This window comes from Uliginosibacterium sp. sgz301328, from assembly GCF_041807905.1.
Taxonomy (GTDB): Bacteria; Pseudomonadota; Gammaproteobacteria; order Burkholderiales; family Rhodocyclaceae; genus JBGVSA01.
On the sequence record NZ_JBGVSA010000012.1, the window covers coordinates 109,105 to 123,503 of the forward strand.

Sequence of the window (14,399 nt, forward strand, 5' to 3'; positions counted from 1 at the left end):
CATGGCAACTCATTCGCGCGCTCTCGATTTGCGTCACGGTCGGGTCGACCTCGGCCACGGCGCTGGCGGCCGTTCCATGGCACAACTCATCGAGCAGCTTTTCCTGCGCCATTTCGATAACCCGTGGCTTCGGGCGCAAAACGATGGCGCATGTCTGTCGCTGCCGCCCGATGCGGGGCGGATCGTCATGGCGACGGATTGCCACGTCGTCTCGCCGTTGTTCTTTCCGGGCGGCGACATTGGCAGTCTGGCCGTGCACGGCACGGTCAATGACGTCGCGGTGGCTGGCGGGCGTCCGCTGTGGCTGTCGGCGGCCTTCATCCTCGAAGAAGGCTTTCCGCTCGCGGACCTCGAACGCATTGTCGTGTCGATGGCGGAGGCGGCCCGTGCGGCCGGCGTGGCCATTGTCACGGGCGATACCAAGGTGGTCGAACGCGGCAAGTGCGACGGCGTATTCATCAACACGACGGGCGTCGGCGTGGCCGTGCCGGGCGTGACGCTGGACCCGGCAAACATCCGCCCGGGAGACGCGATCATCGTTTCCGGTACGCTCGGTGACCACGGTATGGCGATCATGTCGCAACGCGAGAGCCTGTCCTTCGAATCCGAACTGCGCTCCGACAGCGCGGCGTTGAACGGACTGGTCGACGCCATCCTAGCGGCCGTTCCCGGCGTGCGCGCATTGCGCGACCCGACGCGAGGCGGACTGGCGGCCGTGCTCAATGAATTCGCGCAGGCCGCGGGGTGCGGAATCCATGTGCGGGAAAGCGCAATACCCGTGCGCCCCGAAGTCACCGCGTCATGCGAACTGCTTGGACTGGACCCGCTCTACGTCGCCAATGAAGGCAAGCTCGTTGCCGCGTGCGCGCCGGAAGATGCTCCGCGCGTGCTCGACGCCATGCACGCCCACCCGCTCGGGCGCGATGCGTCGCTCATCGGCTACGCGCAGATCGACGAGCGATGCTTCGTTCAGATGGAAACGGCCTTCGGCGGACGCCGCATGGTCGACTGGCTGACAGGAGAGCAACTGCCGCGGATCTGTTGATGCCGCCATTCGCCGTCGGCACATCGACAGCGAACGGGGCAGGGGTCGTTCACATCGACCCCACGAGAAGACTCGTCCCCAGCAGCGCCACGCCTCCACCGAGGACACAACTCCACCATGCGTGGGTCCGCATGAGCATGCGGCCGGCGACGAGGCCGACGCAGTGAAGCAGCAAGGTGCTGAATACCATGCCGGCCAGCGTCGCCGTGGCTTGCCCAGTGATGCCCAATTCGGCGCCGTGGGCCAGACCATGAAAGACGGCGAACATCCCGACAAGCGAGGCCGCCATGGCCGTGGGCATCTTTACACGCATGGCCGTGAGCAAGCCGAGCACCAGCAGCGAAGCCGCAATCATCGGCTCGACGGCCGGCAGCGTTGCACCTGCCATGCCCGCCACGGCTCCGACCAGCAACAGGCCCGCAAACGAGATCGGCGCTACCCAGATGCGGCGTGCAGTCATGGCACTCCAGATGCCGACGGCGATCATCGCAGACAGGTGGTCCAGGCCAGTGAAGGGATGCACGACCCCAGCGACCAGGCCCGTCAGGTGATGCGCGCCGCCGTCGGTCCCCGTATGAGCCAGGGCGATGCCGGGCAGGCTCAGCGTCAAAGCGAGCAATAGGTGCTTGCGGATGTTCATCTGGATCTCCAGGCTAATCTGTGGGTCGGCCGTATATCGGCAGTCGAGATGCGACCAGCAGGTGGCGAGATTGCCAGCCGATACGTCATCGAGCCGATTGTTGCGCATCGAATGCAGATTCCATGCCATGCGCGTGCAGGTCGCGAGACGCGCTCATTTACAAGGGTTTGCGGTTTTGTGCCGATAGCGATCCCGCACTTTTCGTCACAACTGACGACGACGTGGGCGAGGGCGCTGACAGTTCGACAGTCGTTCGGCCCGAGCGGGCCGTGGCCAGCTCGAAGCGGCATGCACGCATGTCGCGATGCCCGGGTCACGTATGATCCGCGCTATGGGGGATGAGTCCTTGCGTGCGTTTGTCCGATTCCGTTTCGAACTCGAAGGCGTGGTCCAGGGCGTAGGCTTTCGGCCGTTCGTCGCGCGGCTCGCGAACGACCTTGGATTGTCCGGCTGGGTGGCAAACCGTGCCAATGGTGTGGTGATCGAGGTCGAAGGCGATCCGACGGCACTGGAGACCTTCTCTGCGCGGATCGTCGCCGACAAGCCGCTGCCTTCGCGAATAGACCGCGTGCACCATGAGGCCGTGCCTTTGCGCGATGAGGCAGGTTTCAGGATTGTCCAAAGCCTCGTCGCCGACAGCATCGTCCCGACACTCTTGCCGGACACGGTCACGTGCCCGGCCTGCATCGCTGAAATGCGCGATCCGGCAAATCGGCGTTACGGCTATCCATTCATCAGTTGTGCGGAGTGCGGACCGCGCCATTCGATCGTGGAGGCGCTGCCTTTCGATCGCGATCGCACGACGCTCGCTGATTTTCCGCTTTGTCCGGACTGTCTCGCCGAATACGAAAATCCGGCCGATCGTCGATTCCACGCGCAGACCATCACATGTCCGCGCTGCGGTCCTCGACTCACCCTGCTCGGCATGGACGGTCAAGCGAAAGCAGACGGAGATGCCGCTCTCGACGCTGCGATTGCTGTCTTGCGCACGGGCGGCGTCGTCGGGCTCAAGGGCATTGGCGGCTTCCAATTGCTCGTCGATGCCCGCAACGAATCCGCCGTGCAGCGGCTGCGCGAAAGAAAAGCCAGGCCGAAGAAGCCGTTCGCCGTGATGGTCGCGGGCCTCGGCGCACTGGGCAGCGAATCCATAAAGCCAGAAGAACTCACCTTGCTTGCGAGCCCGTCGGGGCCCATCGTGCTGCTCGATTGCGCGCCCGGTTTTGTCGCGCCGCCGGTCGCGCCGGATTCGCCCCGATGCGGTGTGATGTTGCCGACGAGCGGGCTGCATTCGCGATTGCTCGATGCTTTTGGCGGTCCGTTGGTGGCGACGAGCGGAAACCGTTCGGGGCAGCCGATTGCGATCAACGATGCCGAGGCGCTGCTTGATCTGGCCGGCATCGCGGATTGCCTGCTGACGCACGACCGCCGCATTGCCGCGCGGCTCGACGATTCGCTCGCGCAGATCGTGGCCGGAGCGCCGCAGCTTTTGCGCCGCGCGCGTGGCTTCGTGCCACTGACCTTGCCATTCGAAGGCGAGGGCGGCGTACTCGCACTCGGGGCGCATCAAAAGAACACCGTCGCGATCGGGCTCGGGCCGGTGGCGGTGATCGGTGCCCACAATGGCGACCTGGACGACGCCTCAACGCGATTGCAGCATGAGCAGGCTGCCGGCGATCTTCTGCGGCTGTGCGGGAGCGATGCCAGACACATCATCGTTGATGCTCATCCCGACTATGCGAGCAGCCGATTCGGCGAGACGCTCGCGCTGGCCGCCGGCCTGCCGCTGTCACGCGTATTGCACCACCACGCGCACGTGCATGCTGTGATCGCGGAACATCGCCTTGCGGCGCCATTGCTGGGAGTTGCCTGGGACGGGCTCGGGCTTGGCGAGGATGGAGCCCTGTGGGGCGGCGAGTTTTTCCTCGTTGAAGCGCGCGCCATCACGCGCATCGGCGGCATTCGGCCCTTTCCACTGCCGGGCGGAGAGCGGGCGTCGCAAGAGCCGCGTCGCGCCGCGCTCGGTTGCCTGTACGCGCTTGAAGGTGTGGCTGCATTTGGCCGCGCTCAGGTGGCGGCAGCGTTTGCGGCACACGAGATGACGGTTCTGCAGCGTATGCTCGAACGCGGTCTCAATTCGCCACAGACAAGCAGCGTCGGGCGGCTGTTCGATGCCGTCGCCAGCCTGCTGGGTTTGCGTCAGTCCAACGCTTTCGAGGGTGACGCCGCCATGCAGCTGCAGTTTTTGGCCGAGCGTGGCGGCACGCCGGATCGTGCCTATCCCGTGATACTCGATGACAGCGAAATCGACTGGCGCCCAGCAATCGCCGCACTGCTCGACGATCTGGCCCACAACGTCGACATCGGCAGGATTGCCGCGCGTTTTCACGAGACGCTTGCGCGGACGCTGGCAGCGTTTGCTTCGCGGGCCAAGGTACAGCGCGTTGCCCTGGCCGGCGGGTGTTTCCAGAACCGCCTCCTGCTTGCGCGCTGCATCGCACTCCTGGGGGAGCAGGGCCTCGACGCCTATTGGCCTCAACAGGTGCCTTCGAATGACGGCGGCATCGCGCTGGGGCAACTCTCGGCGCATCGCTGGGGACACGTCCTGCGCGCGTCGTGATCTGCCTGCATTAGGTGCAGGCGGTTCAGCACCCGATGTGTTCGCGGCGCAGGGCGTCCGCCAACTCTGTGTGCCGGGGCACTCCCTGACTCAGATCGATATACGTCTGGACCGGGCTCGTCAGCCAAATTCCGTTCACCCTCCGCCGGTGTTGAAGAATCCCGTCGGACTCCGCTTCAGCGACAAGCAGGTTCGGCTGCGCATTTTTCGTTGAGGCGGCGTCCAGCTCGGCAAGAGCCCTGTAGACGTTCACGTCGGGTGCGACGCGGACGCGAATCTCGGAGACTTCCTCGCCGGACGACAGGTACGTTTGTGCAGCCGATTCGTGACACACGACGTACCGTACCTGGTGCTTGTCGAAAATGGCGGCCACAGTCTGGAGCCTGATCCCATAGTCCAGTATCGGGAGCGCGTATTCGTGGACTTTTCGCGGAGGCTGCCTGATCAGGCTGGACCACAGGTCGAGGAGTTTTCCTGGCGCCTGCAAGCGCCATTTCACTGCGGAGTTGCTGCCCTGCGGTTCGGCCAGCCTGAGCCGCTCCAGTTCGTGCAATGTTGCCGAGGTGGTTGTCCTGCTGACACCCGCCTGCGTCGCAATGTCCTTCGTGCGGAAACTCGCGCCAACGTGATAGCACAGCAAGGTGTGCAGGAGATCTCTTCGTCGCCCTGCAAACAGCCGCATGGAGTGCTCATGGACTTGCGGCACGGGCCTCAGCATGTAGGCATGGCCCTGTGGAACCGGAAAGAAGAACTCGCCCTTCGATGTGTAGTATCCGGCGCGCAAAGCCTCCAGCAATCGCTTTGTGGGCGGAGGTATGGTTCGCGCCAGAAAGAACGTTTGCATACTCGGCTGCTCGGCTTCGTCAACCGGGCAATGCCGCGCCGCCACTTGGCGAGCGTACTCTGGAGACAGGTGCTGGCATCGGAACACCTTCAGGGTCAGGGAGGCGTCTTCGACCTTGAGGGCGATTTCGAGGGAGGCCGCTTGTGTTTCGTGCGCGGCTGTTTCGGATATCGCCTCAACGGCTACGGACGGGAGTCCATCGAGCGCGGAGAGCAGTTGGGAGAGTGACTTGTCATGCATGGCGGTACCAGTACGCCTTCCCTGTTCTGCAGACCCCCTCTGACGAAAGTGGCAAGCAGAATGGGACGAATTCTCGATAAAAAAATGGGGCACTTTTCAGGCGCCCCATCTGCTGAAGGTGATCGCATGCCTGATCACCAGGCGATCACCACACCGACGCGATGGCCGAAGCCTTCGGTGATGGTGCCCGAGCACTCATGAACACTGGCTGTCGCCGGGCGCAGCGACTGTGACCAGGTACGGGCCGATGACGTCAGCATTGCCGGGCCGACGACAGATGACTGCGCAACCGAAGTCGCAATGAGTGATGACCGTTTTCTGCGCGCGCTGGAAGTCTCGGAGGCGGCCGCCCACGTACCCGAAGACCCGTTGCAGATGACTCGATACTGCTTACTCATCCAATAGCCTCAATTCACAATTTCAAAAAAGTTGCCGGGTAAGAAAATTCTGCTGCGCGATCCGGGGCGCACCATCCGAGGGGCTAGATGCTATGAAGGGGGTGAGCCGGGAATTTGACTAAAATCAGTACGTTGCAGCGATTTGACTGTGTGCGCAGATAGCTGCGACAAGGTCCGATTCTGTGTGAATACACATCCGCTTTGTGGGTCAGATAGATCGGAAAAAATGCTGATGTCGACCTTGCCCGCATCTGGCGAGCGCGACGTAACAATTCGCGGAATGCGCCCGGCGCCGTGACCATCACGGAGCTGGAATGCGCTTGATCGTCGCTGCGCTGCCCGAACAACGCAGAACCATGGCAGGCGCGATGGACCAACTTGCGCAAGACCGCGGCGCACGAAGCTCATCGGGCTCGGTTGCTATACCCAAAAGCTCAAGGCTGCAGCTCACCGGCTTTGCGCCTTACTTCTGCCACGGCGCATGAGATTGGCGAGGCCGATATCCGTCTCTGATACCAAGCCGCCATGCTCCATGTGCTCAGGCGGGGGCGATGTCTGTGTCGATGTGTGATGCAGGTTGGACTCCCTTCTGCGCCTGTCGCCAGTAGGCGTCGGCGATGTTTCGATTTCTCATCGCGCGGGGGACAGGGCCAGAGCCGGGCTCGTTCCAGCGAGCCTTGCTGTGGTCAGCGCGCTTCAACGGGAGCGATGGTTGACGCTTGCGCGGGGATACGTCGTTGCGCGTCTATGCGGTGGCCTCTCTCCTGCCTTCTCCCGTTCCTGGATGTCTCGTCGGCAGGGTGCTCTCGGCGCCACGAACGACGCGGTTTTGCCGCGTGATCCGTCTCTATTGGATTCGTCCAAAAGGGCCAATGTCACCCGTTTGAGTCGACCACCCTGCGCACAAAATACCCCGCTCTGTGCGCAAAAAAATCGGATACGTCCTAGGTGCTAACCGGATGCAGGCCTGTGTGATGTCCGATGTTCTCGCAGTGTTCGTGGCATTGGAAAACACCGTAGACCACTCTGACGAAGGTCAATTGTTTGGCCTCTCTGATTCGTAGTATCGCGGCCAAGAAGTAGTGATTTCTTGGTTGTATTTCCGAATATTCGTGGGGATTTCACGCCACATTTCGGTGAGTCAGTGAGGTAGGGAATGGGCAGGCAACATCAAGTGGTCCGGGATGAGTCTTCTCGCACTTGGTCCGGCACACCGGCAATGGCGCAAGAGAGTTCTGCGGAAAAGTGGCGCAAGGCAGCGCTTGCGCTGTTCTGCATGGCTGCTGGCGCCGCGCCGCTCGCCGTGATGGCTGCTGCTGCGGAGAAACCCGCGAAGATGGCGGAGGCGCCGCGCGCGACTTCGACATCGGATGGCCCTGGAAATCCGACCTCCAAGTACAGCGAAACGGCCGCGCTCGAACTGCGCACCCTGGAGCGCGCGATGTCCCCGCAAGGACTCTCGCGGGAATTGTCGACGCCTGATCAGTCGGCCTATGCCATTGCGGCGCCGGTCCCCAGTGAGCCGCTCACCTTGAATGCGGCGGTGTCGATTGCGGTGGGGCGCCATCCGGCGATCGCGGACGCGGTTTCGCAAACGGCACAGGCCTCTGGACTGGTGGACGTGGCGCGCGCGGCGTACTACCCGCAGATCACCGCAGGTCTGGGTAACGGCAAGTACACATCGACGGGTTCGGGCAACACGGCGTCGCTGAGGATCTCGCAGATGCTCTACGACTTCGGCAAGACCGCGGGCGTCGTGGACCAGGCGGAGGCCCAGGTCAAGCGTCAGCAGGCGTCGACCTTCCTCGAGGTGCAATCGATCGAACAGCAGACGGCCGAGGCCGTGATCAACGCGCATCGCTACCAGGTACTGCTTGGCATCGCCACTCAACAGGTCGAGGCGGTGAAGAAGGTGTACGAAATGTCTCGGCTGCGCGCGAATGCGGGGGTCAGCACGCGCTCGGACCCGATACAGGCAGAAACCCGCCTGCTCAACGCAGAGACCAACCACATCCAGATCAAGGCCCAATATGACCAGGCCCGTCAGCGCCTGCGCACGTTGCTCGGAGGGCCGTTCGACGGAGACATCGCGGCGTTGCCCGAAGGTCAGGCCGGGCGCGTCCAACTGGCGGAAATGCCCGATACGAGCCTGATGCCGGCAGTTCTCGTCGCCCAGGCGGAGGCGCTCGTGGCCCAGCACGAGCTTTCCATCGCGGAGGCCAATCGTCTGCCCACCGTCTCGCTGGACTATGCGCTCAACAAGAACCTCACCGGCGTGAATGCGTCGACCTACACCCGGCATGGAACGGACCAGTCGCTGATGGTCAATCTCTCGTGGCCGGTGTATCGGGGTGGGGCGTTGAATGCGCAAGTGCGGGCCGCCGGGTTCGGCCTGGAGGCTGCGCGTTCGCGCGTAGATGTCGCGCGTCTCAACGGCAGCGATCTGGCGCGTGGCTATCGCGAGCAGGCGCTGGGCGCCAAGGGGCGGATGCCCACCATGGACTCGCGCAAGAAGAGTATTTCGGAAGCCCGTGACATCTATCGCGAGCAGTACAAGCTGGGGACCCGTTCGATTCTCGACCTGCTGAATGCCGAGCAGGAGTACTACCAGGCAGCGTCCGAAGAGGAAGCCGTCCGGCACGACTACTGGCTTGCGCTCGTCGGGTACGTGGCTGCCACGGGCACTGGCGGAGAGTTCTACGGATTGAGCGCGGACGCGGTGGCGCGCATGGAGCCGCGCTCATGAGCACTTCGTCCCCCTACGACTACTGGCTCGACGCCATCGTCGCCGTCGCGCGCCACTATGGCCTGGGCGCGTTCGAAGAACGCATGCGGGTTGCGCTTGCGTGGGAACACGACGCCCCCGCCGAACAGGTGCTGGTGCACCTGGCCAGGCAGGCCGGGCTGTCGCTGCGGCTATGCGATCCGCGCGAGACGAAATTCGAAGCGTGGCAATTGCCCGTCGTGGTCGAGCGCGAAGACGGTGCGGTCTTTGTCGTCAAGAGCGCCGATGGGAAAGGCCGGTTCGGCGTGCTGATGAGTGGAGCGCAGGGCCTCGAAACGGCACTGTCGCTCGACGAGGTCCGTGGCACGGCCAAGCGGGTCGCCATCCTCCGTCCGCAGCAGACAGTGCCCGACGCGCGGGTCGACGAATACGTAAAGCCATACCGGCCTGACTGGTTCAAGTCGATCGTACTCAGGGAATGGCGTCGCTATGGCGACGTGATGCTCGCTTCGCTGTTCGCGAACATGCTCGCGCTGGCCGGGATGGTGTTTTCGATCCAGATCTACGACCGCGTCATTCCAGCGCAGTCCGAGCCGACACTCTGGGTTCTGTTCAGCGGCGTGATGCTGGCCATAGCGTTCGAGTTCGCGCTGCGCCTGGCGCGCGCGCACGTATCCGACGTAGTGGGCAAGCGTGCCGATCTGAAGATGACCGACGTCGTGTTCGGTCACGCGCTGCGCATTCGCAACGGCGCGCGCTCCAAGTCGACGGGCTCGTTCATTGCCCAGATCCGCGAACTCGAACAAGTGAGGGAACTGCTGACTTCCACGACGGTGGGGGCGATGGCGGATCTCCCGTTCTTCCTGTTGTTCACCGTGGTGTTGTGGCTGGTGGGCGGCGAACTGGTGCTGGTGGTGTTGCTCGCAGTGCCTCTGCTGGTGATCCCGGGCATTCTCGTGCAGCGGCCGCTTGCACGCCTTTCCAACGAAGGCATGCGCGAATCGGCGCTTCGCAACGCGCTGTTGGTCGAGGCCGTCCAGGGCATCGAGGACATCAAACTGCTGCGCGCCGAGCCGCGTTTCCAGAACCAATGGAACCAGATCAACGCGGTGTCCTCGGCCATCAGCATGCGTCAGCGCTTCCTGGTGAACACGCTGCTCTCGTGGACCCAGGAGGTGCAGGGAATCGTCTATGCACTGGTACTTCTTTGCGGCAGCTTCCTGGTGATGAAAGGCGACATGACGACCGGTGCGCTGGTCGGTACATCCATTCTCGCGTCGCGGATGATCGCGCCCCTGGCGCAGTTGTCCGGCGTCTTCTGCCGCTGGCAGCAGGCAAAGGTCGCCCGCAAGGGGCTGGATGAACTCATGCAACGGCCTGTCGATCAGGCCGAGAACGATCGCCTGTTGCACCGTCCGTCGCTACAGGGCGACTACATGCTGTCTGGCGTGAGCTTCCAGTATGGGCGCGATGACAAGAGTCCGGCATTGCAGGTACGGAAGCTGCAGATCAGGGCTGGCGAGAAGATCGCGCTGCTTGGGCGGATCGGTGCGGGCAAGAGCACGCTGCTGAACATGCTGGCCGGACTGCATGTGCCGGATGCCGGCAGCATCAGGCTGGATGGAACGGAGTTGGGCCTCATCGATCCGGCCGACGTGCGTCGGGACATGGGCATGCTCTCCCAGAGTGCGCACCTGTTCTTCGGAACGATCCGGGAGAACCTGATACTGGGTGCTCCGATGGCGAGCGACGATACGTTGCTGGGTGCGTTGCAAATGACCGGAGCATTGTCATTCGTGCAGGCCCGTCCGAACGGCCTGGACGATGTGATCCTGGAAGGGGGACAGGGTCTTTCCGGCGGACAGCGCCAGGCGCTGCTCCTGACCCGAACGCTGTTGTGCGATCCGCAGATCCTGTTGCTGGACGAGCCTACGTCGAACTTCGACGACGGCAGCGAGCAGCACGTCATCGAGTCGCTGAAGAAGTGGATGGGCCCGCGCACGCTCGTGGTGGCCACCCATCGGATGTCGATCCTGGCGCTGGTGGACCGGATCATCGTCCTGGACGGCGGCCGGGTCGTCATGGACGGGCCGAAAGACAAAGTAATTGGAGCACTGTCTCGATGACTGATACTGGAACAGAAAGACGTTCCGCGGAGACGGATGCGACATCCCGGCCAACGCCGGCTGCCGTGGTGACGGTACCCCGTGGCGCAGTGGGCCAGAAAGCCAAGTCCGGAACCGCGGCAGCGCCCAATCCGGCGGGCGGGCCTTCGCCGGCTCCGTCCCTGTTTCTGGGCTCTCCGACGGAAGCACCGCTGCCGCGCGCATCGACGGTCGTGTGGATCGTGGCGTGCCTGATTGCAGCGTTTCTCGTGTGGGCCGCGTGCTTCAGTCTCGATGAAGTATCGACGGGCACAGGCAAGATCATTCCGAGTTCCAAGGAGCAGGTGATCCAGTCCCAGGAGGGCGGCATCCTCGTCGAGATGCTGGCCAAGGAAGGCGACATCGTCGAGCGTGGTCAGGTGATCGCGCAACTCGATCGTACGCGCAGCGAAGCGGTCGTGCAGGAGAGCGCGGCCAAGCTGTATGCCGCTGAGGCGACTGCCGCGCGCCTGTCCGCAGAGGTCAACGGCACGCCTCTCAAATTCCCGCCGGACGTTGCCAAGGACGCGGATCTCGTCCGGAGTGAAACCCGGCTCTACGACCAGCGTCGCCAAGCGCTGGCGACCACCGTCCGAGACCTGGAAAACGGCCTCTCGCTCGTGCGCAGGGAGCTTTCGCTGACCGAACCCCTGGTCGCCCAGGGCGCGGCGAGCCCGGTGGAAGTGTTGCGCCTGAAACGCCAGGTGGCCGATCTGGAAAGCAAGCGCAACGACGCGCGCAGCAACTACTACGTCAAGGCGCGCGAAGAACTCGCGAAGGCCAACGCCGAGGTGGAAGCACAGCGCTCAGTGACGCGCGGCCGCCAGGATTCACTCACACGACTCACTTTCACATCGCCCGTCAAAGGCGTCGTCAAGGACATCCCCGTGACGACGCTGGGTGGCGTCATCGCGCCGAATGGAAAGCTCATGGAGATCGTTCCTCTCGACGACAAGCTCCTGGTGGAGGCACGCATTTCGCCGCGCGATGTGGCGTTCATTCATCCGGGGCAGGACGCGAATGTGAAGGTGACGGCATATGACTATTCAATATATGGAGGCTTGCACGGGAAGGTGACGATGATCTCTCCGGACACGATTCAGGACGAGGTGAAGCGCGATGTTTACTACTACCGGGTCTATATCCGCACGGACGCGGATCACCTGGTGAACAAGCGGGGCAAGGTGTTCCCGATTGTGCCCGGGATGATCACCACCGTTGATATCCACACCGGTCGAAAGACCGTGCTTGATTACTTGATCAAGCCATTGAACCGAGGCAGGGAAGCGTTGCGGGAGCGGTAGAGCCGAGAGCAATTCGTTGGCGAAAGCCTTCTATGGAAAGAACTGGCGCGACGTGGAGTTCGATGTGCCGCAGCAGCGGGATCGGACTTCACGTCGTCGTCAGCGTGAAAGAAATCCGTTTGAAATGCGCCGGGCCCGAGGGTGGATCGGCAAACAAGATCAATAGAAATCAGTAAGAGGACAAGTGAAAATGGCTGAGCAGATTACGATCGTCGACAAGAAGACTCATGCGAAGACGACGCTGAATGGCACGGATGTCAATCTCACGTCGGTGTCGGTGGTGGAGTTGCCGATGCGGCGCGATCAGGTCAAGTCGCTGGCACGCGATGGCGATTCACTGATCGTGACCACCGTCACCGGCGAAGTCATCGTCATCCATGGGTTCTTCGCGCACGATGGAAATCTGAAAAGCGACCTGGTCCTGCAGGACGACAACCATGCGTTTTGGCTGGTGGACACGGACGGTATCGGCGCCGCGAGTTCCGAAGGCATGTTCTCCCCGATCGATTCGATCGAGCCGCTGCTACTGCATGAAGGGTCGGACAACACGTTCCTGCCATTGATTCTGGGCGGGGCCGGAGCGGCGGCCGGTGGCGCGGCGCTCGCTTTCAGTGACGACGATGATGATGCTCCCGCGGCAACCAAGCTTAGTGCGCCGACGGTGAATCTTGCAGCCAATCCCGACGGCACGCTGACCGTATCGGGCCATGCCGCGCCAGGTACGCTCGTTGCAGTCTCGTTCCCGGACGGTACGTCCGCCACGGTGGTGGCAGACGCGTCGGGCAACTACACGGCGCAGTCCGATGCACCGCAGACTTCGGGTGTTGTTGAAGCGATTTCGATCGATGCCAGCGGCAACGCCAGCGAGCCGACGAACGTGACGTACACCGACACCGGCGCGCCGGTGGCCCCGGTGGTGGATGTGACGGCCAACGAGAATGGCGGCCTCACGGTCTCCGGTACGGCCGAGCCGGGCAGCACGGTGACAGTGACCTATCCGGATGGCAGCACGGCCACGACCACGGCCGATGCCGATGGCAACTACAGCGTGACGACCGACGTGCCGCAGACCAGCGGCGAGGTGACAGTGACCGTCACCGACGAGGCGGGCAACACCAGCGAGCCGACGGTACTGGACTACACGGACACGGGTGCCCCCCTGGCGCCGGTCGTGGACGTGGAGGCCAACGAGGACGGTGGCCTGACGGTCTCGGGCACGGCCGAGCCGGGCAGCACGGTGACAGTGACCTATCCGGATGGCAGCACGGCCACGACCACGGCGGATGCCGATGGCAACTACAGCGTGACGACCGACGTGCCGCAGACCAGCGGCGAGGTGACAGTGACCGTCACCGACGAGGCGGGCAACACCAGTGAGCCGACGGAAGTGAGCTACGCCGATACGGGAGCCCCTCTGGCACCCGTGGTGGAGGTGACGGCGAATCCGGACGGGACGGTGACGGTATCAGGTACCGCTGAGCCGGGTAGCACCGTAACGGTGACCTACCCCGACGGTACGACGAGCACGACGACGGCGGATGCTTCGGGCAATTACGCCACCTCTTCGGACACGGTGCAGACCACGGGCGTGGTTGAGGCAACGGCGACAGACGCTGCGGGCAACACCAGTGCACCGACGGATGTGACGTATACCGACACAGGTGCGCCTTTGGCACCCGTAGTGGATGTGACGGCCAATGAGGATGGTGGCCTGACGGTGTCGGGCACGGCGGAGCCGGGCAGCACGGTGACGGTGACCTACCCGGATGGCAGCACGGCCACGACGACAGCCGATGCCGACGGCAACTACAGCGTGACGACCGATGTGCCGCAGACCACGGGCACAGTGGATGTGACCGCCACCGACGTGGCGGGCAACACCAGTGAGCCGACGGAAGTGAGCTACACGGACTCCGGTGCGCCGGTAGCCCCGGTGGTCAACGTGACGGCCAACGAAGACGGTGGTCTGACGGTGTCGGGCACGGTCGAGCCGGGCAGCAAGGTGACGGTGACCTACCCGGATGGCAGCACCGCTTCGACGACAGCCGACGCGGATGGCAACTACAGCGTGACGACCACGGTGCCGCAGACCAGTGGCGAGGTGACGGCCACGGCCACCGATGCGGCCAACAACATCAGTGAGCCGGCGGTACTGGACTACACCGATACGGGCGCGCCGGTAGCACCGGTGGTGAACGTGACGGCCAACGAAGACGGTGGTCTGACGGTGTCGGGCACGGCTGAGCCGGGGAGCACCGTAACGGTGACCTATCCGGACAACAGCACGGCCACGACCACGGCCGATGCCGACGGCAACTACAGCGTGACGACCACGGTGCCGCAGACTGACGGTAGCGTGACGGCGACGGCCACCGATGCGGCCAACAACATCAGTGAGCCGACGAGCGTGAGCTACGAGGACACGGGTGCGCCGGTGGCCCC

Annotated in this window: 9 protein-coding genes and 1 pseudogene; 6 read left to right on the plus strand and 4 right to left on the minus strand. The window is 63.5% G+C overall.

The window, feature by feature from the left end; translation table 11 throughout:
* Nucleotide 1 precedes the first annotated feature (1 nt).
* On the plus strand, nucleotides 2–1,045 hold the full coding sequence (gene hypE, locus ACDA63_RS11270) for a hydrogenase expression/formation protein HypE (RefSeq protein WP_373663341.1): 1,044 nt from the start codon (nucleotides 2–4) through the stop codon (nucleotides 1,043–1,045).
* 49 nt (nucleotides 1,046–1,094) lie between these two features.
* Here the strand turns inward: hypE and ACDA63_RS11275 are convergent, their stop codons facing one another.
* Entirely contained in the window at nucleotides 1,095–1,814 is a 720-nt protein-coding gene (locus ACDA63_RS11275) for a HupE/UreJ family protein (protein ID WP_373663342.1), read from the minus strand.
* A 217-nt stretch (nucleotides 1,815–2,031) separates the two neighbouring features.
* Between ACDA63_RS11275 and hypF the strand changes: the two genes are divergently transcribed.
* Nucleotides 2,032–4,302 (plus strand): carbamoyltransferase HypF, encoded by a 2,271-nt coding sequence (gene hypF, locus ACDA63_RS11280; protein ID WP_373663343.1) that lies wholly within the window; start codon nucleotides 2,032–2,034, stop codon nucleotides 4,300–4,302.
* Nucleotides 4,303–4,327: 25 nt separating this feature from the next.
* Here hypF and ACDA63_RS11285 read toward each other — a convergent pair whose 3' ends face one another.
* The 3 genes and pseudogenes from ACDA63_RS11285 to ACDA63_RS11295 all read right to left on the minus strand — a co-directional run.
* Nucleotides 4,328–5,386 (minus strand): hypothetical protein, encoded by a 1,059-nt coding sequence (locus ACDA63_RS11285; protein WP_373663344.1) that lies wholly within the window; start codon nucleotides 5,384–5,386, stop codon nucleotides 4,328–4,330.
* A 134-nt stretch (nucleotides 5,387–5,520) separates the two neighbouring features.
* Nucleotides 5,521–5,646, minus strand: a complete 126-nt coding sequence (locus ACDA63_RS11290; protein ID WP_373663349.1) for a hypothetical protein — start codon at nucleotides 5,644–5,646, stop codon at nucleotides 5,521–5,523.
* A gap of 18 nt (nucleotides 5,647–5,664) precedes the next feature.
* Nucleotides 5,665–5,784, minus strand: a pseudogene (locus ACDA63_RS11295) (ESPR-type extended signal peptide-containing protein); the annotation flags it as partial.
* Nucleotides 5,785–7,003: 1,219 nt separating this feature from the next.
* Here ACDA63_RS11295 and ACDA63_RS11300 point away from each other — a divergent pair.
* The 4 genes from ACDA63_RS11300 to ACDA63_RS11315 all read left to right on the plus strand — a co-directional run.
* Entirely contained in the window at nucleotides 7,004–8,530 is a 1,527-nt protein-coding gene (locus ACDA63_RS11300) for a TolC family outer membrane protein (RefSeq protein ID WP_373663345.1), read from the plus strand.
* The gene (locus ACDA63_RS11305) at nucleotides 8,527–10,635 is read left to right on the plus strand and encodes a type I secretion system permease/ATPase (protein WP_373663346.1); all 2,109 of its coding nucleotides are present in this window, start codon (nucleotides 8,527–8,529) and stop codon (nucleotides 10,633–10,635) included. Before ACDA63_RS11300 ends, ACDA63_RS11305 begins: the two co-directional genes overlap by 4 nt.
* A gap of 89 nt (nucleotides 10,636–10,724) precedes the next feature.
* The gene (locus ACDA63_RS11310; RefSeq protein WP_373663347.1) at nucleotides 10,725–11,957 is read left to right on the plus strand and encodes an HlyD family type I secretion periplasmic adaptor subunit; all 1,233 of its coding nucleotides are present in this window, start codon (nucleotides 10,725–10,727) and stop codon (nucleotides 11,955–11,957) included.
* A gap of 190 nt (nucleotides 11,958–12,147) precedes the next feature.
* Nucleotides 12,148–14,399 (plus strand): Ig-like domain-containing protein (locus tag ACDA63_RS11315; protein WP_373663348.1); only part of this gene is annotated, 2,252 nt, incomplete at its 3' end.

Coding starts and splice junctions, on each gene's coding strand:
- ACDA63_RS11275 (WP_373663342.1), bottom strand. CDS start 1,814: ATGGCATGGAATCTGCATTCGATGCGCAACAATCGGCTCGATGACGTA.
- hypE (WP_373663341.1), top strand. CDS start 2: ATGGCAACTCATTCGCGCGCTCTCGATTTGCGTCACGGTCGGGTCGAC.
- ACDA63_RS11300 (WP_373663345.1), top strand. CDS start 7,004: ATGGCGCAAGAGAGTTCTGCGGAAAAGTGGCGCAAGGCAGCGCTTGCG.
- ACDA63_RS11290 (WP_373663349.1), bottom strand. CDS start 5,646: ATGCTGACGTCATCGGCCCGTACCTGGTCACAGTCGCTGCGCCCGGCG.
- ACDA63_RS11285 (WP_373663344.1), bottom strand. CDS start 5,386: ATGCATGACAAGTCACTCTCCCAACTGCTCTCCGCGCTCGATGGACTC.
- ACDA63_RS11305 (WP_373663346.1), top strand. CDS start 8,527: ATGAGCACTTCGTCCCCCTACGACTACTGGCTCGACGCCATCGTCGCC.